At 73.5% G+C, this 24,909-nt stretch carries 14 protein-coding genes; 9 read left to right on the forward strand and 5 right to left on the reverse strand.

Annotated elements, in window-relative coordinates:
* Positions 1-21: 21 nt before the first annotated feature.
* Positions 22-2,082, forward strand: a complete 2,061-nt coding sequence (locus CLV40_RS11635) for a HelD family protein (RefSeq protein WP_425428233.1) — start codon at positions 22-24, stop codon at positions 2,080-2,082.
* A 75-nt stretch (positions 2,083-2,157) separates the two neighbouring features.
* Positions 2,158-3,633, forward strand: coding sequence for an aminotransferase-like domain-containing protein (locus tag CLV40_RS11640; protein ID WP_104479058.1), 1,476 nt, complete (start codon positions 2,158-2,160; stop codon positions 3,631-3,633).
* 54 nt (positions 3,634-3,687) lie between these two features.
* Here CLV40_RS11640 and CLV40_RS11645 read toward each other — a convergent pair whose 3' ends face one another.
* A complete protein-coding gene (locus CLV40_RS11645) occupies positions 3,688-4,743 on the reverse strand; it encodes a chitinase (RefSeq protein ID WP_104478904.1) in 1,056 nt (351 codons plus the stop codon).
* Between the two features lie 159 nt (positions 4,744-4,902).
* Between CLV40_RS11645 and CLV40_RS11650 the strand changes: the two genes are divergently transcribed.
* Both CLV40_RS11650 and CLV40_RS11655 read left to right on the forward strand, forming a co-directional pair.
* Entirely contained in the window at positions 4,903-6,423 is a 1,521-nt protein-coding gene (locus CLV40_RS11650; RefSeq protein ID WP_104478905.1) for a hypothetical protein, read from the forward strand.
* Positions 6,424-6,500: 77 nt separating this feature from the next.
* On the forward strand, positions 6,501-7,514 hold the full coding sequence (locus CLV40_RS11655) for a hypothetical protein (protein WP_104478906.1): 1,014 nt from the start codon (positions 6,501-6,503) through the stop codon (positions 7,512-7,514).
* 138 nt (positions 7,515-7,652) lie between these two features.
* Here the strand turns inward: CLV40_RS11655 and CLV40_RS11660 are convergent, their stop codons facing one another.
* On the reverse strand, positions 7,653-10,595 hold the full coding sequence (locus CLV40_RS11660; protein WP_181043444.1) for an NACHT domain-containing protein: 2,943 nt from the start codon (positions 10,593-10,595) through the stop codon (positions 7,653-7,655).
* A 213-nt stretch (positions 10,596-10,808) separates the two neighbouring features.
* On the opposite strand from CLV40_RS11660, the gene CLV40_RS11665 reads away from it, so the two are divergent.
* From CLV40_RS11665 to CLV40_RS11680, 4 genes are all read left to right on the forward strand, one after another.
* Complete coding sequence (locus tag CLV40_RS11665) at positions 10,809-16,343, forward strand: ExeM/NucH family extracellular endonuclease (RefSeq protein ID WP_104478908.1); 5,535 nt, start codon at positions 10,809-10,811, stop codon at positions 16,341-16,343.
* Between the two features lie 104 nt (positions 16,344-16,447).
* Complete coding sequence (locus tag CLV40_RS11670; RefSeq protein WP_181043445.1) at positions 16,448-17,050, forward strand: hypothetical protein; 603 nt, start codon at positions 16,448-16,450, stop codon at positions 17,048-17,050.
* A 161-nt stretch (positions 17,051-17,211) separates the two neighbouring features.
* Complete coding sequence (locus CLV40_RS11675) at positions 17,212-17,847, forward strand: hypothetical protein (RefSeq protein WP_181043446.1); 636 nt, start codon at positions 17,212-17,214, stop codon at positions 17,845-17,847.
* Positions 17,848-17,914: 67 nt separating this feature from the next.
* Entirely contained in the window at positions 17,915-18,559 is a 645-nt protein-coding gene (locus tag CLV40_RS11680) for a hypothetical protein (RefSeq protein WP_146107998.1), read from the forward strand.
* A 36-nt stretch (positions 18,560-18,595) separates the two neighbouring features.
* Here CLV40_RS11680 and CLV40_RS11685 read toward each other — a convergent pair whose 3' ends face one another.
* Together CLV40_RS11685 and CLV40_RS11690 are read right to left on the reverse strand one after the other, a co-directional pair.
* Positions 18,596-19,804 carry a hypothetical protein gene (locus tag CLV40_RS11685; RefSeq protein ID WP_104478912.1) on the reverse strand — a complete coding sequence of 403 codons (1,209 nt, stop codon included), beginning with the start codon at positions 19,802-19,804 and terminating at the stop codon, positions 18,596-18,598.
* A gap of 11 nt (positions 19,805-19,815) precedes the next feature.
* Positions 19,816-21,327, reverse strand: coding sequence for an alkaline phosphatase D family protein (locus CLV40_RS11690; RefSeq protein ID WP_104478913.1), 1,512 nt, complete (start codon positions 21,325-21,327; stop codon positions 19,816-19,818).
* 254 nt (positions 21,328-21,581) lie between these two features.
* On the opposite strand from CLV40_RS11690, the gene CLV40_RS11695 reads away from it, so the two are divergent.
* On the forward strand, positions 21,582-22,451 hold the full coding sequence (locus CLV40_RS11695) for an FG-GAP repeat domain-containing protein (protein WP_104478914.1): 870 nt from the start codon (positions 21,582-21,584) through the stop codon (positions 22,449-22,451).
* Here CLV40_RS11695 and CLV40_RS11700 read toward each other — a convergent pair.
* Positions 22,438-24,684 (reverse strand): tetratricopeptide repeat protein, encoded by a 2,247-nt coding sequence (locus CLV40_RS11700; RefSeq protein WP_181043447.1) that lies wholly within the window; start codon positions 24,682-24,684, stop codon positions 22,438-22,440. The two genes, CLV40_RS11695 and CLV40_RS11700, sit on opposite strands and share 14 nt — an antisense overlap.
* Positions 24,685-24,909 lie beyond the last annotated feature (225 nt).

Raw genomic sequence — 24,909 nt, forward strand, 5'->3', positions numbered from 1 at the left:
GAACCGGTGGGGAGTCGGGGTTTGACCCGCGCAGAACTGGAATTCGAGCAGGAATACGTCACGGGCCTCTACGCGCGCCTGGACGCGGCCCGGGCGGAGGCCGCCAGCCGGCTGGCGGGCGCGTCGGGTGACCGCGACGCCGCCGCGGTGTGGCGCGCCGAAGCGGCCCGGCTGGCCGCCGTCGAGGACGGTCTCTGCTTCGGCAGGCTGGACACCGACCGCGGCGATACAGTCCACATCGGACGGTTCTCGTTCTTCGACGACGACACCGACGACGTGGTGCTGCTGGACTGGCGGGCACCCGCCGCGCGTCCCTTCTACACCGCCACCGCCGCGGACCCCCAAGGACTGCGCGGGCGGCGGCGGATCGAGACCCGCGCCCGCGTGGTGACCGGCGTGGACGACGAGCTGTTCGCCGCGGCCGACGACGGCGGCGGGTTGGTCGGCGAGGCGGCGCTGATGGCCGCGCTCACTGCCGAGCGCACCGGCCGCATGCGCGACATCGTCACCACGCTGCGCGCCGAACAGGACCGGATCATCCGCGACGACTTCGGCGGCGTCCTGGTGGTGCAGGGCGGACCCGGCACCGGCAAGACCGCCGTCGCGCTGCACCGCCTGGCGTACCTGCTCTACACGCGCGAACACCTGCGCTCCCGGGGCGTCCTGGTCGTCGGGCCCAGCCGGGTGTTCCTCGACTACATCGGCCACGTCCTGCCGGGACTCGGCGAGAACAGCGTGGTCACCGCGACCACCGCCGACCTGTACCCCGGCGTCGAGGTGACCCGCGAGGACACCCCGGACACCGCCGCGGGCAAGGGCCGCGCCGAGATGGCGGCGCGGGTGGCCGCCGAGATCCGGTCGCGGGTCCGGATCCCGGGTGCGACCGTCGAGGTCGAGTTCGAGCAGCGGGTGCTGGCGCTGTCCCCGTCGGACTGCCGCGCCGCCGCCGCGAAGGCGCGGGCGCGCGGACTGCCGCACAACGTGGCCCGGTCGGTGTTCCAGCACGAGGTCGTGGAGATCCTCGCGGGGCGGTTGGCCGAGCAGTTGGAGTCGCTCGTGCTCGACGAGGCGGGCAACGCGCTCGACGGCGGCAGCGCCGACGGCAGCCTCGGCGCGGCCGACCTGCGCGCGCTGGCGGCGGCGGGCGTGGTGGTGGGGCCGGAGGAGATCGGGGTGCCGCGCGGCGTCCTCGACGAGGCCGACCGGCACGGCCTGCGCGACGCGCTGTTCGCCGACCCCGGCGTGGCCGATGTGCTCGACGAGGTGTGGCCGTCGCTGCTGCCGGCGGACGTGGTGGCCGACGTGCTGTCCGACTACGGGCTCGTCGAGGGGCCCGGGTGGAGCGCGGCGGACGTGCCGCTGCTCGACGAGGCCGCGGTGCTGCTCGACGGCGGTGGCGGCGAGGCGTACGGGCACGTGGTGGTCGACGAGGCGCAGGAGCTGTCGGAGATGGCGTGGCGGATGCTGATGCGGCGCTGCCCCAGCCGGTCCATGACCGTCGTCGGCGACCTGGCCCAGACCGGCACCGCGGCGGGCACCTCGTCGTGGGCGCGGGTGCTGGCGCCGCACGTCGACGACCGCTGGCGGCTGGCCGAGCTGACCGTCAACTACCGCACGCCCGCGGAGATCATGGCGGTGGCGGCCGAGGTCCTCGCCGCGCGCCACCCGGACCTCAGCCCGCCCCGTTCGGTCCGCGCGGCGGGGGAGCGGCCGTGGCGGGTCCGCGCGGACGACCTGGCCGGAGCGCTGGCCGAGGAGGTCGCCGCGCACACCGACGGCACGCTCGCGATCATCACCCCGGAAGCGCACCTGGCACCGCTGTCCACCGCGCTGTCGCTGCGCACTCCGCCCGACCTCACCGAGGCAGTGGTGTTGATCACTCCGGGGCAGGCCAAAGGTCTGGAGTTCGACGCCGCCCTGCTCGTCGACCCCGCGCGGGTTCTCGACACCCCGCTCGGCCACAACGACCTCTACGTGGCCCTGACCCGCGCGACCCGTCGACTCGGCGTGGTGCACCCGGGCGAGCCACCTGCCGAGCTGGTGGGCATACCACAGCGGGGTAACCGGACCACCTCCGGGTGATCATGGCCTGGTCCAGTCCAATCAGGCGCGAAGTGGATCGGTTTCGCGGTGACGGTGCCCTGTACGGTCGAGATCATGGACCGCCTTGCCGACGCGAACAGCCTCGTGGAGCTGCTCGGGGACTGGACGACCGCGGGGGGTCCGCTCTACCGCAAGCTGGCCGGGGCCGTGGCCAGGAGCATCGAGGTGGGCGACCTGCCCGCGGGGGAGCGGTTGCCCAGCGAGCGCGACCTGGCCAAGCTGCTCACCGTCAGCCGGGCCACCGTGGTGGCCGCCTACGACGAGCTGCGCGGCAAGGGCCTGGTCGACAGCGTGCGCGGCAGCGGGACGCGGGTCAGCGCCCGCCCCCGGCTCAACGGCACCGGCGCGGACGGCCGGGTCCCCGGCGGCCGGGCCACCTCGATCTTCCAGCGGCTGGTCGACGGACCGGGGTCGATCATCTCCCTGGCGCTGGCCGTGGAGCCCGCGGCACCGGAACTGCTGGCCGCGTACCGGGACCTCGCCGACGGGGAGCTGGCCGACCTGATGGCCGACGTCGGCTACCACCCGCGCGGCTACCCGCCGCTGCGGCACGCGGTGTCCGAGCACTACACGGCGGCGGGGTTACCCACCGACCCGGACCAGGTGCTGGTGACCACGGGCGCGCAGCAGGTGATCGGCCTGGTCGCGCAGATGTACCTGCGGCCCGGCTGCACGGTGGTCGTCGAGTCGCCGAGTTGGCCCGGCTGCCTGGACGTCTTCCGCGCGGCGGGGGCCCGGCTCGTGGGGGTGCCGCTGGACGACGAGGGCGTGCGCCCCGACCGGCTGGCGACGGTGTTCGCCGAGGAGCGTCCGGTCCTCACGTACCTGATGCCGACGTTCCACAACCCCACCGGCACCCTGATGTCCGCGAGCAGACGCAGGCGCGTCGCGGAACTCGCGGCCCGCTTCAACGTGCCCGTCCTGGAAGACAACGCGTACAGCGGTTTCCACGGCGGCGACGCACCGGCCCCACCCATCGGCGCCTACGCCCGCGGCAACGCCGAGATCCTGACCGTGGGCTCGATGGCCAAGGGCGTCTGGGGCGGGCTGCGGATCGGCTGGGTGCGCGGTCCCGCGGCGATCGTCGACCGGTTGGCGCGGTACAAGGTCCGCGCGGACCTGGGCAGCCCGGTCCTGGACCAGGCCCTGTCCGCCCGCCTGCTACCCCGCCTCAACGAGATCGCGGCCGCCCGGGGGGAAGTGCTGCGGGCCAGGTTGGAACACCTGCAGGCGCTGCTCGCGGAAAACCTGCCCCAGTGGCGCTGGCGCAGCCCGGACGGCGGCTCGGCGCTGTGGGTGGCGCTGCCGGGGACGAGCGCGCAGATCTTCGCCCAGGTGGCGCTGCGGCACGGGGTGGAGGTGGTGCCGGGCTCGGCCACCGACCCGAGCGGCGCCCACGACGACCACATCCGGCTGCCGTTCACCTTCCGCACGGACACGATCACGGAGCTTGTCCGGCGGCTGGCCAGGGCGTGGGCCGACCTGCAGCGGCACGGACCCGTCACGGACACGAACAAGCCGGTGATCTAGCGCGGTTCCGGGCTGGGTCGGGGCGGTCCGAGCGGACCACCCCGACCACCCGGCTCAGCGGCCCTGTAGCGATTTCACGTTGCGGCCGAAGGAGAAACTCCGCGAGCCGTCCCAGTTGAACGACCAGGTCATCAGGCCCTTGAGCTGGCCGCCGACGCTCTTCCACGCCTGCGACACCAGCGACGGCGACATGTAGCCGCCACCCGCGCCCGGTTGGGCGGGGAGGCCCGGGACCTGCTTGTCGTACGGCACGCGGATCGTGGTGCCCTGGATGACGAGGCCCTTGTTCAGGCAGTCGGTCTGCACCTTGAAGCCCTGCACCGTCGCGGCCTGGTACGAGTCACCGGAGCAGCCGTACATGCTTCCGTTGTAGTACTGCATGTTGAGCCACCAGAGCCTGCCGTTGTCGGCGTACTTCTTGATGATCGGCAGGTACGCGCCCCAGATGGAGCCGTAGGTGACGCTGCCGCCGGTCACGTAAGCGGTTTCTGGGGCCATGGTGAGGCCGAAGTTGGCGGGCATCTGGGAGAGCACGCCGTCGATGATCCGGATCAGGTTCGACTGGGACGCCGACAGCTGCGTGATCTTCCCGCTGCCGGTCAGGCCGGTCTCGATATCGATGTCGATGCCGTCGAAGTTGTACTTCTTCAGGATCGGCACGACCGTCGCCACGAACTTGTCCGCGACCGCGGTCGAGTTCAGGTCGATGCCCGCCGCCGCGCCGCCGATCGACATCAGGATGGTGGCGCCCTGGTCCTTCGCCGCGCACATCTGCTCCGGTGTGGACACCTTGACCGTGGCGTCCATGCCGTCCTCCCACAGCACGGTGCCGTCACCGCGGATGACCGGGAACGCGGCGTTGATGACGTTGTAGCCGTTCTGGGCGACGCGGGAGTCGTTGATCGGCACCCAGCCGAACGGCGGGTGCACGCCGTTCGCGGCGCCGTCCCAGTTCTCCCAGTAGCCCTGCAGCACCTTGCCCGCCGGCTTCGACTTCACCGCGCACACGTCACCCGCCGACCCGGGCGCCGCGTCGGCCGCGTGGACCGAGAGGCCGACGGCGGCGAGTGCCAGACAGGTGACGAGCGCACGTTTTCCCCGACGTGACATGTCCACTCCTGTACCCTGTGTGATCGAATGGTTACTCAATTCGAGCACTGGGCGCGGATGAAGTCCACCAAGCGTGTTTGCCATATCGACGATCGAGTATCTTCGCCGACCGGTGGACCCGCGATGGCGGCGCCGTCACCCGTTTGGCAAGATCCAGGGGTGCCGAACCCGACCCCGCGTCCCGTCCCGCACTCGTCCGAGGAGCAGCAGCAGGTCCCCGGCAGGCCCACCGTCCCCACCCCGAGGCCGCCGCTGGCCGGTCGCACCGCCGACCAGCCCACCGCCGAGGCCGCGCCGCAGGCGCCGCTGTCCGGTGCCCAGCTCTTCGCGCCGCACGTTCCCGTGGAGGCCGCCGAGCAGGCCCCGCGCCCGTCCCGGCCGACCGCGCCCGCGGGCGTGCCGAACGAGACGGTGCAGCTGTCCCGCCAAGACGCCCTCGCGGCGGGTGAGCAGCCGGGCACCCGCTCCGGCCCGCACCGCGCCCAAGCGCGCTCGACGGAGGCCGGGGAGCGCGCCGACCAGCCGTCGGCGCCGCGACTCGAGTCACACCCCGACCCGCGGGCGCGTTCCGGCGCACACCCGGCGCAGCCGCCCGCCCCCCAGCCGGGCCCACGTCCCGAGCCGCAGGCCGGGCCCCGCCCCGAGACGCGGGGCCCCGGTGTCGAGTCGCGCTCCGGCGCGTACTCGGCGCAGCCGGGCCCGCACCCCGAGTCGCGTTCCGCTCAGCCGGTGTCCCAGGCCGGGTCGCGTCCGGACGCGCAGGGCCTCGACAGCGGTGCGCGTTCGGGTGCGCACCCGGTGCGGTCGTTCGATCCGCAGTCGAGCCCCCGTGCCGAGTCGCGTTCCGCTCAGGCGGGGGTGCCGGGGCTCGGTGTCGAGTCGCGCTCCGGCGCGCACCCGGTGCAGCCGCCCGCCCCCCAGCCGGGTCCGCGCTCCGCGCAGCCCGCGTCGTGGTCGGACTCGCGGCCGGAGGCGCAGGAGCCCGACTGGGGTTCGCGGGCGGGTGCGCCGCTCGAGTCGCACACCGGGCAGCCCTCAACGCCCCGGCCCGGGTCGCGCTCCGGCGCGCACTCGGTCCAGCAGCCCGAGCCGTACCCCGGTCAGCCGGTGCCGCAGGGACCTGATGCCGGTTCGCGTGCGGGCGCGCCCGCCCCGCGGCCGAATCCTCGGCCCGAGCCGTCACCCCGACCGCAGGCGCCCCAGCCGGGGCCGTGGTCGGACTCCCACCAGGGCGGCCACCCCGGGCAGCCCTTCGCGCCGCAGCCGGGGCCGCGTCCCGAGGCCCACCCGGTCGACCGGCCAGGTCAGCCGGGGGCCCGCTCCGGTTCGCCCGCCGCGCAGCCGCCCGCCCCGCACCCGGCGCCCGGTCAGCCGGTTCCGCCCGGTGCCCGCTCCGGTCCGCGCGCGGTCCAGCCGCGGCCGGTGGCGCCCGCCGATCCGACCGTGCGGTTCAGCCCCGTGCGGGCCGAGCCGGGGACGGTGCCCGACCTCGGCGCCACCCCGCCCACCGACACCCCGACCGTCGCCGACACCGCCCCGGTCGACGCCGAGGCCGGGACCGTGCCCGAGTTGGACGCGGTGCCCGAGGACGACGCCCGGCCCGCCGCCAGGAAGAAGCCGTTGATCCGGCGGATCGCGCGGCGCATCGTCGGCCCGAGCCTGTTGCAGCGCCGCGAGTGAGGCGGCGCTGCGGAAGGTGACCATGGCGGCGCACGGGCTCCAGTAGGGTCGGCTGATCAAGTCGATGGGGGAGTCCGTTGCGCAAGTTCCTGCCGTTGTTGCTGATCCTGACCGCGTGCACCGTCCCGCCCGACCCGCCGCCCGTGCCGCCGTCGCCGGAGATCCAGGTACTGCCCCAACCCGCCCCGACGGAGGCCCGCCGTCCGGTCGACGCGACCCACCTCACCGCGGCCGCCGTGTTCGGCGACCTCGAGTCCGTCGACCTGTGCCAGTTCCTCAAACCCCGTGACATCGCGGATTTCGGCGCCGCCGTCCCCGACGACCCGGCCGCCTTCGACGTCTGCGCCATGACCTTCATCCGCGACGTCGACCGCGTGCTGGTCCGAGTGCGGGTGGGTCCCTTCCAGCGCGACGGGCGGCCCGCGCTCCGCTCGCAGGCCCTCGCAGGCGGTGTCCGCAAGGACGTGGTCGGCGAGGACGACGAGCAGTGCCTGGCGGAGCTCGTGTTCCCCGACGGCCCGGTCCTGCAGGTCGCGGCCGGAGCGGACCGCAACTCGTTCGGGGGCAGCCGGGGCGTGACCGCCTCGAAGTGCCCGCTGGTGGACACCGCCATCGACGCCATGGCCCGCCGGTTCCCGCTCGGCCTGCCCTCCGCGCGGACCTTCGGCCCCGGGTCCTGGCACCGCGCGCACGCCTGCGACCTGCTCCGACCGGACCTGGTCGCGCGAATCCCCGGCCTGGCGGGCAAGCAGCCGGAGCAGAGCGCCGCGGGGCACGCCTGCGTGGTGCGGGGCGACGGAGTGGAGGCGCGCTTCCGGTTTGCCGCGGGCTACCCCCTCCTGCCGACCGGGAACCTCGCGGTCACCATCGCGGGCCGCGAGTCGGTGACCGACGACCTGCCGCGACCATCCCGGGACCGCACCTCGTGGTGCCAGGTGAGCACGGCGCACATCCCGCACGAGATCCCGGACCTGCCCGGCACCAGCGAGTACGCCGCCGTCGAGGTCCAAGTGGCCGCGGACCGCCGCGACACCGCCTGCGCCGAGAGCCGCGCCCTCGCCGAGGGCGTGTGGCCGGGGTTGCCCGGCTAGCGCCTCCGGCCGTCGGCCATCACCAGGGGAAGTCGTTTTCGCGCGGTCGCCGCACTGGTTCTGTTGACGCGGCACCGGTTCGCTGTGCTCGATCGCCGACGCCGTGGCGACCGCCGTGATCGGCCCGCGGTCCCGGCGTCACGGTGACGGCCAGTCCACCGCCAGCAGGATGGTCTCGTCGGCGCGCAGGAGGCCGTTGGTCCGGTATTCGACCAGGGTGAGCGCGCCCGCCAGGTGGACGAGTTGGTGGGCCTCCTCCCGCGCGTGCGCCCGCCGGGCCACGGTCGACAGGGCCAGGCAGCACAGCCGGGCCCGCGATGCCTCCTCGGCGGTCAGCGCTTGGTGGTCGGCGCGCAGGGCGGGCAGCAGGTCGCGCAGGTAAGCCGTCGCCTGGTGGCTCCACCGGTCTGAGGGGTCGAGCACCCGACCGGCCAGCCGCTCGACCAGGACCTCCGCGTAGTCGTGCGCCAGTTCCGGTGGGGCGCGCCACCCGGACCACTCGTCGAACGCCGAGTCGCGGCGCAGCCCGGCGAGGAACGCGCCGAGCGCGCCGGGGCCCGGCGGCAGGTCCGACAGCGCCAGGGTGAACGCGGTGCCCAGGTACGTCTCACTGTCCATTGTGGAGTCCATGCGCTCGCCGGGCGCCGGGGTGAGCAGCAGGCCGTGCACGCGCTCCGCGGCGGGGTAGGCGGCGGCGTACACGGCCGACAGCGCGTCGCGCAGCGCCCGCACGGCGCCGGGCCACTGCGCGGAATCGCCGCGCGCCATGCCCTCCGCCACGCCGATGGCGAGGGCCAGCCGGTCGCGGCGCTGCCAGGGCGCGTCCGGGTCGCGGAACCCGGCCGCCACGCGCAGGGACCGCAACAGCGACACCACGAGCACCCGCGCCTCCTGCCGGTGCCGCGACCCCACCAGCGCGTCGAGCGCTTCGGTGTCGGCGCGCGCGGACAGCAGGCACAGCAGGTACAGCGACGGCGCGTCGAGGTCGTCGGCGAGCGCGTCGACGAGGTCGTCCTCGGTGACCACGTGGGTCGAGCCCGCCGCCGTCCACACGGCGGGCGCCGGTCCGGCCGCCGAGACCCAGGCGGCCACGTCCGCGAGCCCGTCCGCCCCCGCCAGCTCGTCCCCGGTGGGCAGCCGGAACGCGTTGTCGACGTCGAGCAGGGCGTTGAGCCAGCGGCAGAACTCCCGCGCCCGGTTGCCGGGCACACCCTCGCACCACCGCCGTGAGCCGGGCGCGACCGGTTCGGCGCCCGCCGGGTGGCCGCCCGCGACGTCGTGCTCGAACAGCCGGTACAGCGACGCGGGCACCGGGGTGGTCGCGACCCTGGTGCCGCGCTGCGGGTAGGCCCACTCGGCGAGGTGGCGGTTGGCGAGGATGGTCGCGATCACCCGCCGCTGGGCGGGGGTGGAGTGGTCCAGGTAGCGGGCGTCGAGCATCTCGGTGAGCTGCTCGCGCAGCTCGGGGGCGAGTGAAGCCTGCTGCTCCAAGCACTTGAAGGCCAGTGACAGCGCGTTGACGGACCCGTGCCTGAGGCAGGCGGCCACGATCGCGTCGGCGCTCGCGGTCGCCGTGTAGAGCAGCGTGGTCTCCTCCCACCACACGTCGTCGACGGTGTCGGTGAGCAGGTCGCCTTCGCGCTCCTCGCGGATGTAGGTGGCGGCCAGGTACTCCTGGAAGGTCAGGTGCGCGAAGGCGAACCGGCCCTCCTCCCGTTCCACCAGCAGCCCGTTGGAGCTCACGTCGGCGAGCACGTCCTGGGCGGTCAGTGTCGTGGGCAGCCTGCGCAGCTGCGGGGCGAACAGGTCGAGCACGACGTCGCGGCCGACCTCCCGGACCCCGTCGGACATCATCCGGAACGCCAGCGCCCGCAGCATTTCCTCCATCTTGTCGCCGGGCAGCTCCACTGCCAGCCGTTTGGCCTCCATCCGCCGCCACAGCATCACTTCGCAGATCTCGCGGTACAGCGCCGCGCGGCTGCCCGGGAGCGCGCTGCGGAACCGGTGCACGTTCGCGATCATCGTCAGCATCAGCGGGTTCGCGGTGAAGTCCACGAGGCCCGGTGCCTCGGTGAGCTTGGCCAGCAGGTCGTCGCTGCCCTCCTGGGCGCGGCGCCGCACCTCGGCGTCGGACTTGCCGGTGCTGAGCTTCTCCACCGCCAGGTACCAGCCGCGCACGAACCGGTCGACCTGGGCACGGGTGAACTGGCGGGTTTCCAGCACCGTCGCACCCGCGACCGGTGCCTCGTTGAAGCCACCGGGGCGGGAGGTGATCACGAAGTCGTTGCCGGGGTAGTGCGCGGTCTGCCGCTCCACCCAGTCCGAGACGCGCTGCCGCCGCTCACGACCCGAGATCTCGTCGAGGCCGTCGAGCAGCACCACGCAGTGGCCCGCGTTGAGCTGCCTGCCGAACCACCCGACCGGCTCGGCCGCGGCCAGCGCGCCGAGTGTGGCGCGCACGAGGTCGGGCAGCATCGTCGCGTGGTCGCCGACGATCCGGTCGACGTGGTCGCGCAGGTAGAGCAGCACGGGGACGGGGCGGCGCCTGCGGTCGGCCGCGGTGATGACCCGTGTGGTGTGCCGCAGCAGGGTCGTCTTGCCGCTGCCCGGTCTGCCGATGACGGCCAGGGTCGACGGGGCGGGCAGGTCGAGGAACTGCGCGAGGCTGTGCCGCGTGCCGGTGGACAACCCGGCCTCGGCCACCACCCCGGGATCGGCCTGGTGCGGCACTTGGTGGCTGATGCTGACGTCGACGTAGACGTCGTCGAGTTCGGGGGTGGCGAAGCCGACGGTCCGCAGGCCCTTCAGGTCGACGTAGCGCACGGCGTTGGCCACGTGCTCGCGGTACTGCTGCGGGAACCGGGTGAGCCGCCCGGTGAACGGCCGGTCCAAGCGGTTGCTGGGCCGCCTGCCGCGGGCGCGCCGGAGGTGCCTGCCGAGCAACGCGCCGCCGGTCAGCGCCACGGCTCCGGCGGCGGCCGCGAGCGGGTGCCACAGCGACACCGCGGCGGCGAGGACCGCCGCCCCACCGGCGATCGCGACTGTCGGCACCGGTGTCCCGCTGTCTGTTCCGCGTCCCACGCTGATCATGGTCGTCCGAACGGCCGCGGGTGATACACCGACCGCGCGGCGTGGTCGTCCTCCACGGTTGGCGGCGGTACGCGGTTGGTGGCATTCCGTCACCACGCCATACGGATGGCTGCTCGTTGAACATTGCCCGAACAGGTCTATCGGGCGGTGGTTCGGCGATCTAGTTTCAGCCGGCAATCAGTCTCGGGCGAAGGGAAATCCGACGTGCGCTCACGTCTGCTCGGCGGGGTGGTGGCCACCGCGCTGGTGGCGGCCACGGTCGTCGTGGTCGGTGGCCAGACGGCCGCCGCGGCCGGGTTCGGGCCCGGCAACATCGTGGTGGCCAGGGTGGGTACCGGTGACGCCGCGCTCAGCAGCGCGGCGACGGCGGTGTTCCTCGACGAGTACACGCCCGCGGGCGACCTGGTGCAGTCGGTGGCGCTGCCCGCCACCGCGCCCGCCGCGGGCAAGCGGTTGACGCTCAGCGGGTCCGCGACCTCCGAGGGCGCGCTCACCCGCTCCGCCGACGGCCGCTACCTGACCCTCGCGGGCTACGACGCCGACGCGGGCACCGCCGGTGTCGCGGGCACGACCTCCGCGGCGGTCGGCCGCGTCGTGGGCCGGGTCGACGGCGCCGGCGCGGTCGACACCAGCACCGCGATCACCGACACCTTCAGCGCCAACAACGTGCGCGGCGCGGCCACCGACGACGGCAGCCGCTTCTGGGTCGTCGGCGCCAACGGCGGCGTCCGGCTCGCCGCGCTCGGCTCGACCGGCGCGTCCACCCAGATCAACTCCGCCGCGCCGACCAACCTGCGCACCGCGGTCATCGCGGGCGGGCAGCTCTACGTCGGTTCCGGCAGCGGCACCACCGGCGTCTACACCGTCGGCGCGGGCCTGCCCACGACCGGCGGCCAGACCCCGGCGCTGACCGCCGCCGCCCCCAGCCCGTACGGCATCGCCGCGCTCGACCGCGACCCCGCGGTCCCCGGCGTCGACACCCTCTACGTGGCCGACGACTCCGCGTCCGGCGGCATCCTCAAGTTCTCCTCCGACGGCACCACTTGGACCGCGCGCGGCGCGTTCCGCCCGGCGGGCAACGCCGTCCGGGGCATCACCGGCCAGGTCACCGCCACCGGCGCGACCCTGTTCGCCACCACGACCAACAACCTGCTGGTCAAGGTCGACGACACCGCCGCCCCGGCCGCCCCCATCGCGGCCACCTCGGCCACGCTGCGCACCGCCGCCGCGAACACCGTGCTGCGCGGTGTCGCGCTCGCGCCGACCGGATCGACCACCCCGGCGCCGTCGATCACCGCGCAGCCGCAGGACACCGCTGTCGCGTCCGGCGCGTCGGCCACGCTGAGCGTCACCGCGACCGGCGCCGCCGGCTACCAGTGGTACGCGGGCAACGCGGGCGACACCACCAACCCGGTCGCGGGCGCGACCGGCGCCGAGTTCACCACTGCGGCGCTCACCGCCCCCACCACCTACTGGGTGCGGGTCAGCGGCCCCGGCGGCCAGGTCGACAGCCGGACCGTCACCGTGACGATCTCCGGCGGCACCAACACCGCGCCGACCATCACCGCCGCCCCCGAGATCGCCCTCACCGTGGGCGACCCGGACACCCCGCCCGCCGTGCGCACGGTGACCGTCGGCGACGCCGAGACCCCCGCGTCCGGCCTGACCGTGACCGTCACCAGCAGCGACCCGGCCGTCGCGACCGGCGGCAGCACCGGCACCGGTGACGTCCGCACCCTCACGTTCACCCCGGCCGCCGTCGGCCGCGCGACGCTGACCGTCACCGTCTCCGACGGCACCCTGTCGGCGTCCACCGCGGTCCCCGTGGCCGTCTCCGCCGCGCTCCCCGCCGGGCAGCGCAGCTTCTACGGTGCCAGCGACGCCAGCACCGCCATCGACCTCGGCGGCGCGGTCGTCGTGGCCGACGACGAGACCAACGTGCTGCGCGTCTACGACCGCGAGCACTCCCGCTACCCCGCGCAGTCCCTCGACGTGCGCGCCGCCGGTCTCGCCCTGCGCGACACCGACGTGACCCGCGAGATCGACATCGAGGGTGCCGCGCGCACCGGCGACACGATCTTCTGGGTCGGGTCGCAGGGCCAGAACTCCTCGGCCAAGACCCGCCTCAACCGCCAGGAGCTGTTCACCACCACGGTGACCGGCACCGGCACCGGCGCGAGCCTCGCGCTCGGCGGCAGCTACCAGCACCTGCGTGACGACCTCATCGCCTGGGACAACGCGAACGGCGCCGCCCTCGGCATCGCCGCCGCGGCGGCCCGCGCCCCCGAGGGCGACGGCGCGGGCGGCCCGACCGGCGTCAACCTCGAGGGCGCCGAGTTCGCCCCCGACGGCACCACCCTGCTGCTCGCCTTCCGCGGCCCGCTGACCGCCGACGGCAAGGCCATCGTCGTCCCGGTCACCAACGCCGCCGCGCTGGTCGCGGGCAACCCGACCACCGGCGTCTCCGCGAGCTTCGGCACCGCGCTGCGCTGGGACCTCGGCGGCAAGGGCATCCGGGAGATCCGGAAGAACGCCGCGAACCAGTACCTGATCATCGCCGGCCCGTCCGACGCGGGCACCGGCGCGGCGGGGGAGTACAAGTTCTTCTCCTGGGACGGCGACGCGGGCCACCAGCCGCTGCCGCGCGCGGGCTCGCTCGACGCGTTCACCGCGGTCGGCAAGCCCGAGGCCATCGCGGACGTGCCGAACCCGCTGACCGACGCGTCCAGCGTCCAGGTCCTCACCGACGACGGCGACACCGTCTTCTACGGTGACGGCACCATCGCCAAGGAGCTGCCGCTGTGGCAGCGCAAGGCCGTCGGCGCCACCGTCGCGGTCGGCGCGGCACCCGCGTGCACCTCGCCGGTCGTCACGATCGGCTCCGTGCAGGGCACCACCGACACCAGCCCGCGCAACGGCCAGACCGTGACCGTGCGCGGCACCGTGGTCGGCGACTACGAAGGCGCCCAGCCCGCGCTGCGCGGCTTCTACCTCCAAGACGCCGGTGACGGCGACGCCAACACCTCCGACGGCGTCTTCGTCTTCGACAACGGCGCCGACCTGGTCGCCAACGGCGATGTCGTCCAGGTGACCGGCGCGGTGTCGGAGTTCCAAGGCCAGACGCAGATCACCGCGTCCGGCGCGGCCGTGCAGCGCTGCGGCACCCGGGCCGCGGTCACCCCGACCGCGATCACCCTGCCGCAGGCGAGCGCCACCGACCTGGAGCGCGTCGAGGGCATGCTGGTCAAGGTCGACCAGACCCTGACCGTCACCGAGCACTTCCAGCTCGGCCGCTTCGGCCAGGTCGTGGTGTCCTCCGGCGGTCGGCTCCAGCAGCCCACCTCGGTCATCCGCGCTACCGACCAGGCCGCGGTGCAGGCGAAGCAGGCGGCGAACAACCTCAACCGCCTGATCATCGACGACGCCACCAACGGCCAGAACCCGGACCCGATCGTCTTCGGTCGCGGCGGCCGGCCGCTGTCCGCGGCGAACACGCTGCGCGGCGGCGACACCGTCACCGCCCCGGTCGGCGTGCTCACCTACACCTGGGCGGGCAACGCGGCCAGCGGCAACGCCTACCGCCTCCGCCCGACCGGCGCGCTCGGCGGCGCCGCGGTGTTCGACGCGGTCAACCAGCGCCCGACCACTCGACCGGACACCGGCAACGCGACCGTCCACGTGGCGGGCGCGAACCTGCTGAACTTCTTCAACACCTTCACCGGCTGCAAGTTCGGCACCCAGGGCGGCCCCGCCGACTGCCGCGGCGCGGGCGACAACACCGAGTACCAGCGCCAGCTGGCCAAGGAGGTCGCCGCGATCCGGTCCCTGAACGCCGACGTGACCGGCGTGATGGAGCTGGAGAACGACGGCTACGGCCCGGGCAGCGCCATCCAGGCGCTGGTCGACGCGCTCAACGCCGCCGACGGCCCCGGCGCCTGGTCCTTCGTGGACGCCGACGCCGCGACCGGCGTGGTCGACGTGGCAGGCACCGACGCGATCAAGGCCGCGATCCTGTACCGCACGGCCGCGGTCACCCCGGTGCCGGGCGCGACCTTCGTGGACCAGGACCCGCTGTTCGAGCGGCGCCCGGTGGCGCAGACCTTCCGCACCGCCGACGGCGCCCGGTTCACCGCGGTGGCCAACCACTTCAAGTCCAAGGGCTCCTGCCCGACCACCGGCCCGGACGCCGACCAGGGCGACGGGCAGAGCTGCTGGAACCCCCGCCGCACCGCGCAGGCGACCGAGCTGGCGCGCTGGCTGGGCGCGACCGTGGTGCCCGCCGCGGGCGACGAGGACGTGCTGATCGTCGGCGACCTCAACTCCTACGCCGGTGAGGACCCGATCGCGGTGTTGGAGGCGGCGGGTTACGTCAACCTGCCCAAGTCCTACGGCGGCGTCGACACCTACTCGTACGTCTTCGACGGCCAGTGGGGCTACCTCGACTACGCGCTCGCGTCGCGGTCGCTGGTCCCGCAGGTCACCGGGGCGGGCGAGGCGCACACCAACGCGGACGAGCCGTCGGTGCTGGACTACAACACCGACTTCAAGACCGCGGGCCAGATCGCCTCGCTGTACGCGCCGGACCGCTTCCGCACCAGCGACCACGACCCGGTCCTGGTCGGACTGCGCCCGGGCGTCCCGGCCGCGATCAGCGGCACGCCGCCGACCGGGACCGTCGGCGCGCCGTACTCGCACACCTTCACGCTCAGCGCCCCGGCTGTCGTGACCGTGGCCTCGGGCACGCTGCCCGCGGGCCTGTTCCTCAGCGAGGACGGCGTGCTCAGCGGCACGCCGACCGAGGCGGGGGAGCGGACCTTCACCCTGCGCGCCACCAACGCCTACGGCTCGTCCGACGCGGCGTTCACGGTGCGGGTCGAGGCGGGCGTCGCCATCGACGGGACGCTGCCGGACGGCAAGGTCGGCACGCCGTACACCGGCGCGCTGACGGTCACCGGCACCGCGCCGATCACCGTCGGCGCCACGGGGTTGCCCGCGGGCCTGGGCATCGGGTCGGACGGCCGGGTCACCGGCACGCCGGGCGCGGCCGGGACCTTCACGGTGACCGTCACGGCGACCAACGCGGCGTCGCGGGCGAGCAAGACCTTCACGGTGCGGATCGCGCAGGCGGCGAGCGCGGTCGCGGTGACCGGCACCCCGAACCCGTCGATCATCGGCGGCGCGGTGCGCTTCACGGCGGCGGTGACCGGCGCGGGCGGCGTGGTGCCGACCGGCACGGTCCAGTTCACTGTGGACGGCAAGGCGCTCGGCACGCCGGTGGCGCTGGTCAACGGCGCCGCGGTCAGCCCGTCGACCACCTTCACCACCGTGGGCGCGCACCAGGTCCGCGCGGCCTACAGCGGTGACGCGTCGTTCACCGCGAGCACGGTGACCGCGAACCACGTGGTGTACGTGGGCGTCAAGGTGTTGAGCCCGGCCGACGGCGGTCGCGTGCAGGCCGGTGACCTGGTGCCGGTGCGATTCCGGCTGGTCGACGCGAACGGGACCCCGATCCCGCCGCTGGCCTCGGTGCTGGTGTTCCTCAGCGGCCGGGTGACCGTGTCCGCCGACGGCGCGCAGACCCTGCGGCCGACCTACCCGGTGTACGACCCGTTCACCGACTCGTTCGTGGTCCTGTGGAACACGGCGAAGCGCCCGACCGGTCAGGTGACGGTCACGGTGTCGGTGTCCTACCCGGACGTGCCGGTGCAGACCGTGCCCGTCAAGGTCACGCTGAACTAGCGGTGTCCGGAGGGGGGCGCGTCCGATACCGGGTGCGCCCCCCTTCCGTACGTTCGGGGGATCGCCGCTTCGCGTTCACCGCCCGGCGCGGCGGATGCGGAACCATGATCACCGTGGACCGACGAGTGGTCTGGCTCGGCCTGGTGGCCGCCCTGGCGGGCTGCGCCCAAGGCACCTCTCCCGCACCGGCGGTGGCACCGCCGGAAACCACCGCCACCCTGTTCCCCACGGCAGCGGCCCCACCACCCGCCGCGCCACCGGAGCCCACCGAGACGACCGGCCGGGCAAAGGGCGGCAAGCCCGCCCCGCGCCCCTGCCGCGCGGCGAACCTCACGGTGTCCCAGGAGAACTGGCGGGCCCGCGAACGCACCTCCGACGGCACCCCGGTGACCGTCGCGATCGACTTCAAGGTCACCAGCACCGCCCCGGACCCCTGCGCGGTGCGCGGCTGGGCGTCGCTGGACCTGCGCACCCCGACCGACAGCGGCGTCCCGGAGTTCCGCATCCCCGGTCCGGACACCCCGGTCACCCTCACCCAGGGCACGGAAACCCACTTCAGCGCGATCTTCCGGCACTGCCTGACCCGCGCCGACCGCGCCGCGCTGACCCTGCCCGACGACCCCACCCCCATTCCGCTCACCGACGGCTGGCTCCCGGCCTGCGCCCAGTCCGACATCGGCCTGACCCCCTTCGGCACGACCGCGTGACCGGGATCGCCGCTCCGTCACGAGTTTTCGACCACCGCCCATAGCGCGGCATTTACCGCCGCTGGTGTTTATCGGTCGCCTAGCGCGATTCCGGTGATCACCGTCTATTGCCGAGCGGGTGTGGTGGGTGGCCGGCCCGTCCTGGTAAGCATGCCGGTGTGATGGGGCGTCGGTGGCTGGGCGGAGTTCTTGTGGCGTGCGCGCTGTGGGTCACCGGGTGCGCCGACGGGGCCACGCCGGGTGCGGGCGCGGGGCCGTCGACCGCCGGTCCGCCGGAGAGCGGGGCGGCGGTGCCGACCCCCAGGTTGCTGCCGCCGACCACCGAGGCATCACCGTCCGGTCGGACCACGGCGCCGGGGAAGGGGCGGCCGGTCCGGGCGTGCTTGGGTGGGGACCTGGCGTTCGAGGAGACGAACTGGCGGGCCACGGAACGCGCGCCCGACAACACGCCGGTGACGGTGGCCGTGGACTACGTCGTCACCAATCGCGGGCACGATTCCTGTGCGGTTCGCGGGTGGGTGTCGTTCACGCTGTTCGATGCCTGCGACGCGACCTGCGCGACCGCCGCGCCCGTCGACAGCCGCACCGACCACCTGCCCGGCCCGGAGACGTCGGTCACCCTCCAGGTCGGTGCCACCGCCGTGTTCAGCGCGATCTTCCGGCACTGCCTGCTCCGCGCCGACCACGCCGAACTCCGCCTGGAAGGCGACCCGACCCCGGTCCAGATCCCGGCGGGCAACCTCCCCGTCTGCCCCGGCGCGGCCATCGGCGTGACCCCGTTCGGCACCACCGCCTGACCCGCTGTACGTCCGTTGTTCAGCGGGGCGTGGCGGGCGGGTGGCCGATTTCGGCGAACATCCCGGTGTGATCGGACGTCGGTTGGTGGTCGGGGCCCTCGCGGTGTGCGTGCTGGGCGTGTCGGGGTGCGCGTACGGCGCGCGAGCGGGCTGGGCGGCGGGACCGCCGCCGATGGACCCGCCGGAGACGAGCCTGTCCGCGATCCAGGCGGCGCGGACCATCACGCCGAAGACGACAACGGCGGTGCCCGCCGCGCCACCGACCAGCACGACAACTACGACCACCACGACCACCGCGGCGCGGGCCACCGAGCCGTCTGCCCGGGCGGGGGCCGACTGCCCGACCGCGGACCTGGGCTTCAGCGCGTGGAAGTGGCGAACCGAACCGTTGGGCCGCGAGGGCGACACCGTGTCGGTGCCGATCGAGTTCGTCGTCACCAACAACAGCCGGAACGCGTGCGCGATCCACGGCTGGATCGCCCTCTCGGTGTTCCGCGAGACCGTCTTCGGCCCCTGCGCCCAAGACGCGGCCCACACCTGCAACGCCTGGGAGGGCCGCGACGCCCCCGTCGTCCTGCGGCCCGGTGCCGCCACCCGGGTCAGCTCGGTGCTGCACCGGTGCGTCCTGGAACTGCGCGAGGTCGACCCGCGCTACCCGTCGGGCCTGTTCCCCGTCTGCACCGACACCGACATCCCCCTGACCGTCGGGTAGCGGTGGTGACGCGGGCGCGCCACCACCGCACCCGCGTCACCAGGTGCTGTTGATCAGTCCCGTGCCCAGGTAGACCTGGTCGAACGAGTTGCCGTCGTTGTCGTCGGTGTACACCAGGGTGATCTGACCCCACGGACTCACCGCGAGCGCGGGCTCGTCCTGCCGACCCGCGATCACCGTGTGCACGCGCAGCCGGGGCAGGCGACCCGTCGTCGTGCCGTCGGCGTTGAGGCCCTGTGCGTGGATGTCGTCGCCGGAGGACCAGTTGACCACCACGTTCCGCTGGTCATCGATGCCGACCTGCGGGTCGTCACCCGGCATGATCGAGTCCACAGGGGACGCAGCGGTTCCGGTGGCGGAGAAGGACCGCGCGCCGATCTGCGTGTCGCTCTCCCACGCCACCGCGTAGTCGCCGTTGAAGTTCGCCGCGATCGACGGGTACCGCTGCTGGCCCGCGGTCGTCACGTTCACCAGCGCCTGGGCCAGCTTCACCCCGCCGGACGGTGTGAAAGCCTTGCGGGCCACGTTGAACGCGCCGTTCGCGTCGCCGTCCTCGTCCCACACCACGATCGCGTTGCCCGCCGCGCCCATCGCCACGTCGGGGCGCTGGTGCGTGCCACCCGCCGCGTTCACCTGCGTCTCGTAGGTCTTCGACGAGATCGACGCGAACCCCGACACCCGCACGGTCGGCGCCGCGGTGCCCTGCTCGTCCTCGAAGGCCACCGCGAAACCGGCGCCGTCCGGGTCGGCCGCGACCGCCGGGTTCAGCTGCTGCCCGTCCGCGCTCGCGTTCGCCGACGCGGAACCGGTGACCGTGCCCGCGGTGTTCAGCGCGCGCACCGCGATGTTGTAGAAACCGTTGGCATCCGGGTCCTCCGCCCACACGACCACCGCGCTGCCGTCCTCGTGCAGCGCGACGTCCGGCTGCGCGTGCCGCCAGTTCCCGGTGCCGCCCGCCGAGAGCTTCTTCTCGTACTGCGAGGCGCCGTTGAGGTAGAGGCGGACCCAGACGTCGCTGTGCACCGGGTCGGCCGGGTTGGTCGCGTCGCGGTCGTCCTCCCAGACCACGGCGGTGTAGCCGGTGCGCGCGGTGGCCACCGCGGCGTTGTCCTGGTCGCCCGTCGAGTCGGAGTTGGCGGTCACCCAGGTGATGTCCGCCGGAGTCGTGCCGTCGGCCGACGCGGGCACGGCGAACGCGGCCACCGCCGCCGCCGAGATCCCGGCCGAGAGTACGAACCTGCGCATACTGCTCCTGTTCACGGTGCCTGCAAACCGGGGTTCCCGGCCTCGATCACGTAGCTCTGGGCGGTTTTGACCGGGTAGTCGCGGACGGTCACCTTGTCCAGCACCCGGAAGTCGACCCGCAGCTGCGTCGGCGAGGTCACCGTGCGGACGTAGCCACGCTGGTTCTTGTAGAACTTCACGTGCGGGTTCAGGCTCGACGTGCCGGTCTCGGTCGCGCTGCCGTCACCGCCGGAGGTGATCGACGTGCTGACCAGCTCGGTGCCGATGACCCGGTTCTGCGTCTGGTAGTCGTCCATGATGTTCGCCGCCCAGTGCCGGTGCACGTCCCCGGTCAGCACCACCGGGTTCACCGTGCCGCGCGCCTGCCAGCCCTGCTGGATGCGGGACCGGTTGGCGGTGTAGCCGTCCCACGAGTCCATGCTCTTGGAACCGTCGGCGGCGGCCAGCTTCTGCGCGAAGAACACCTGCTGGCCGATGAGGTCCCAGGTGCCCAGCCGCTGCCCCAAGCCGTCGAGCAGCCACGCTTCCTGGGTCGCGCCGGTGATCGTGCGCGCCGGGTCGTCGGCCACCGGGCACAGCTTGGTGCCGTCGCCGCAGGCCTGGTCGTCGCGGTACTGGCGGGTGTCGAGCATGTGGAACGTGGCCAGGCTGCCCCACCGCAACCGCCGGTACAGCTGGAGGTTCGACCCGCTCGGTGCCTGCGCGGCCCGCAGCGGCATGTGCTCGTAGTACGCCTTGTACGCCGCCGCCCGGCGTGCGGCGAAGTCGCCGCCCGCGGGGGAGTTGTCGGCGCGGACCAGGTTCGCGTAGTTGTTCTCCACCTCGTGGTCGTCCCACACCACGACCCACGGCGCGATGGCGTGCGCGGCCTGGAGGTCCACGTCGCGCTTGTAGAGCGCGTGTCGCACGCGGTAGTTGGCCAGGGTGGTGATCTCGCCGGACGGCTGGTGCGCGCGCACACCGGAACCCGCGCCGCCCTCGTAGATGTAGTCGCCCAGGTGCAGCACCAGGTCCGGGTTCTCCTCGGCCATCCGCCGGTACGCGGTGAAGTAGCCCGCCTCGTAGTGCGAGCACGAGGTGAACAGCATGGTCAGCGCCGGGCTCGTGCCGACCGCGGGCGCGGTGCGGGCCCGGCCGGTCGCGGAGATGTGGCCCGACGCGCGGAACCGGTAGAAGTACTCGCGTCCCGGCTGGAGCCCGACCAGTTCGACGTGCACGCTGTGCGCCAGGCCCGACACCGCCGTCGCGGTCCCGGTCTGCGCCAACTGGGTGAAGTTCCGGTCGGTCGCCACCTGCCACTCGACGTCCACCGGGGCGCTGGACATGCCGCCGAGACCGTCGGCGTTGAGCGGGCTGGGAGCCAGTCTGGTCCAGATCACGAACCCGTCGGCGGCGGGCTCACCGGAGGCGACGCCGAGGGTGAACGGGTAGGCGATGGCCTGGGCCGCGCCCGAGCCCGCCAGCGCGACCCCCGCGCTGGCGAGACCACCGACCAGGAAGGTCCGTCGATGCAGTCGAGTCATACCCACAGTTCCTACGGGCGCGCCGCTGTGTGATCCAGACCGCACAGCAGATGTTCACGTGATCCCCACTGCCTGGTTGACCACTGTGGACGGAGAGCCCGGTTTGGGCCGTTGTGCCCAGAGCGCGGGACCGTGTGCCCGCGACCCGCACCCCGGATGGCTGAACTCCGCGCCGGGGCCTCAACGCGCGGACCGGTCGCGGCGATCTCCGGTGGTGAACGGCCGCGTCCGCGGCCGGGAACCATGGGGAGAGCATGCGAAAGTCACTCGCGATCACCGCGTTGGCCGTGCTGGCCGCGTTCGTCGTACCCGCTTCGGCCACCGCCACACCGTCCACCCCGCGCGCCGCCACGGCCCGCGCCGACGTCTTCCGCGGTGACGTCAACGGCGACCGCATCGCCGACCAGGTCACCCTCGGCGCGGACCAGGTGAGCCCCACCTGCTCCATCAAGGTCGCCTACGGCCGCGCGGGTGGCGGCTTCGGCACGCCGGTGGAGTCGAAGTACCAGTCGGTGCAGACCCACGCGCCGTACTGCCCGGACATGGGCGTCGTGGTCGACCTCGGCGGCGACGGCAAACCGGAGATCGTCGCGACGGGCTTCAGCTGGGACAGCGCGGCCCGCGCCTTCCAGGTGCTGCGCCGCAACAGCCAGAACCAGATCCGGTCCGTCGCCACCTACCCGGGCGTCGCCTACCCCAGCACCCTGCGCAAGGTCGACTTCACCGGCGACGGCCGCGAGGACCTGTGGGTCTCGACCGACCAGAGCCTGGAACTGCGCTCGTTCACCAACGCGGCGGACGGCGGCATCACCGCGGGGAACATCTCGGCCTGCACCCGGGCCCCGATCCCGAAGCACTCCTTCGCCGACTTCAACGGCGACGGCGGCCAGGACATGCTGCTCTCCCTGTCCTGCACCTACACCACGGCCGAACTCCAGTTCGGCGCGGGCAAGCCGAAGGTCACCTTCGCCCGCGACGACACGGGCCGCAGCCAGTACGAGGTGTTCGCCACCTACCAGAACGGTGACGAATACCCGGATGTGGCGTTGGTGACGACCACCGAGACCGGCACCACCCTGCGCCACTTCATCAACGACGGCGCGGGCAACTTCACCGCCCAGTGATGTGATCGGGCCCGGGAGGCGACTCGTCCTCCCGGGCACCGCCCTCACCGACGAGGTTCCGCACGTAGTCGAGGTTGAAGCGGGTGTACCGGGTTTCCGGATGGTTGGGCCCGAGGATCCGCGCCCGGTCGGCGAGCAGGGCCTCGTACTTGGCGATCGAGTCGGCGGTGTTCCCGGTGCGGGCGGTCCAGTACGCGATGTTCGCGCGGGAGCGCAAGGTGTCGGGATGGGTGGGCCCGAGGACCCGGGTTTGCTCCGCGAGCCCGGTCTCGAACGCCGCCAGCGCCGCACCGGCTTCTCCGGTGTAGCCGCGCCAGGTGGCGATGTTGGCCTGGACGAGCAACGTCTTCGGGTGCTTCGGGCCAAGGATCCTGAGGTAGTCGGCGAGCAACCCCTCGAACTCGGTCAGCGCGCCCGCGATGTCCCCTGCCTCGGCGCGCAGCGTGGCCATGTTGTTGCGGGTGACCATGGTGTCCGGGTGATCGACGCCCAACACGCGGAGCCGGTCGGCGAGCAGGCTCTCGAACTCGGCCCGCGCTCCCGTGCGGTCACCGCAGTGACTACGCCACGACGCGAGGTTGTTGCGGACGTACAGCGTGGACCGGTGTTCCGGGCCGAAGACCCGGAGGCAGTCGGCGAGCAGCCCCTCGAACTCGGCCACCGCCCCCGCGGGGTCGCCGCCGCGACCGCGCCAGGTCGCGAGGTGGTTGCGGGTGACCAGCGTGAGGAGGTTGTCCGAGCCGAGCAAGCGGACGCAGTCCGCCAGCAGCTCCACGCACTCGGTCGACGCCCCCAAGACGTCACCGGACTCGCCGCGCGATGCCGCGGCGTTGATGCGGGCGTGCAGTGTTCGGGGGTGGTCCGGGCCGTAGTGGTGGACCGAGGCCGTGCGCAGGGCGGAGTAGTACTCCCGGGCGGCGGTGACCTGACCTGCCTCGTGCAGGCTCTGCGCCGCGTGGAACAGCGTCGGGTAGCCGCCGTTCGCCCAGAGGTGTGGGCCCGCGGCCGCGTCGAGCGCGGCGGTGTTCGCGCGCAGCGCGGCCGACAGGGCCGCATCGGGTTCGGGATCCGGCCAGACCGAGAGGAGCGCGTCAGCGGCCACCTTGGACCGCGCCGCGAGATCGGCCGCGGTGGCCTGCTCGCGGGTGGCTCGTTGGACGAGGGCGTGGACGCGCACCGTGGTGGCGTGGAGGGTGATCAGGGACAGCCGGTTCAGGCAGGTGAGCGCGTCCCAGGCGTTCTCGGTGGTCGTGTCCAGGTAAGCCAGCACCGGGGGAGCGGTGAGGATCCGCACGGGGATGCCGTTGGGGTCGAGCAAGGCGGCGATGTGCAGCAACGGCCGCGCCAGGCCCGCCGGCTCCAGCCGGTCCGCGCGGTCGACCGACAGCGACCAGGTCACGGCGACGGTCCGCGCTTGGCCCTCGGGCAGTTCGGCGTCCGGTGGGAACAGGGACGGCAGCGTCCGGTCCCGGTCGTGCCACCGCGCCAGGTAGCGCTCGCAGCTCAGGTTCCGGTCGGCCAGGTACGCGCCCGCGTGCGCGACCGCCAGCGGCAGGTCGCCCAGTTCTCGGATCAGGTCGTCGGCGCCGACCATCAGGTCCGGGTCGCGCAGGTGCTCGCCCAGGCACGCCCGGGACTGCTCGGAGGTGAACAGCCCCACCGGCACGACCCGTCGCCTCGCCGCGCGTAGCGCCGAGTCCTGGCGCCTGGTCGTCACCACGACTTGGCCGTTCGCCGACTCCGGGGGCCACAGGCCGTGCAGGTCGCGCGGGTCCGCGACGTCGTCCAGCACGACGAGCCAGGGCTCTGTCGTGGAGCCCAGCCAACTCAACAGCCATGCCACCGCGCCGTCCGGGTCGTCCGGCACGCCGCCGCGGAGTTGTCGCGCCCACCCCGCGTACGCCGTGACCACCTCGTCCCGCGACCCGGCCGAGACCCACGCCGACGCGCGGACCGCGCCATCGGCCCACGCCCGCCCGGTGAAGTCGGCCGCCATCTGCGTCTTGCCCACGCCGCCCGTGCCCGTCAGCACGACACACCCGGACTCCGCGGGCATCTCCCGGCGCTGGAACCCGTCCGCCAGTGGCGGCACGGACCCGAACCGGCACGGCAACGAGACCTCGGCGGCACCGGCGTACACGTGCACGCCACCGTGCACCACGCCCGCCAGCACGGCCTTCTCCACCGGACCGCAGATCGCGTTGCCCGTCCCCGGCGGCTGGATCTCCTCCACCCGTACATGATCGCCCATCTCGAGGCCCCGCGGGCGCGACAGGCGATCGACCACGCAGCGTGGTGGCCGTCGCCGGTGGTGGACGTCGTCCACGCGAACCCCGCGCGCGCTGCCCGTTGCACGTGGCGCAGCGATAGGCGGAAACGGACCGAGATGCGGGATTTCCCTTGACACTGAATGCATTGCGCCCAATGGCTCCGGCGGTCGGCGACCGGTCGGCCGCTT

It is taken from the genome of Actinokineospora auranticolor, assembly GCF_002934265.1.
GTDB lineage: Bacteria > Actinomycetota > Actinomycetes > Mycobacteriales > Pseudonocardiaceae > Actinokineospora > Actinokineospora auranticolor.

Coding starts and splice junctions, on each gene's coding strand:
- CLV40_RS11640 (WP_104479058.1), top strand. CDS start 2,158: ATGGACCGCCTTGCCGACGCGAACAGCCTCGTGGAGCTGCTCGGGGAC.
- CLV40_RS11645 (WP_104478904.1), bottom strand. CDS start 4,743: ATGTCACGTCGGGGAAAACGTGCGCTCGTCACCTGTCTGGCACTCGCC.
- CLV40_RS11670 (WP_181043445.1), top strand. CDS start 16,448: ATGATCACCGTGGACCGACGAGTGGTCTGGCTCGGCCTGGTGGCCGCC.
- CLV40_RS11675 (WP_181043446.1), top strand. CDS start 17,212: ATGGGGCGTCGGTGGCTGGGCGGAGTTCTTGTGGCGTGCGCGCTGTGG.
- CLV40_RS11685 (WP_104478912.1), bottom strand. CDS start 19,804: ATGCGCAGGTTCGTACTCTCGGCCGGGATCTCGGCGGCGGCGGTGGCC.
- CLV40_RS11690 (WP_104478913.1), bottom strand. CDS start 21,327: ATGACTCGACTGCATCGACGGACCTTCCTGGTCGGTGGTCTCGCCAGC.
- CLV40_RS11695 (WP_104478914.1), top strand. CDS start 21,582: ATGCGAAAGTCACTCGCGATCACCGCGTTGGCCGTGCTGGCCGCGTTC.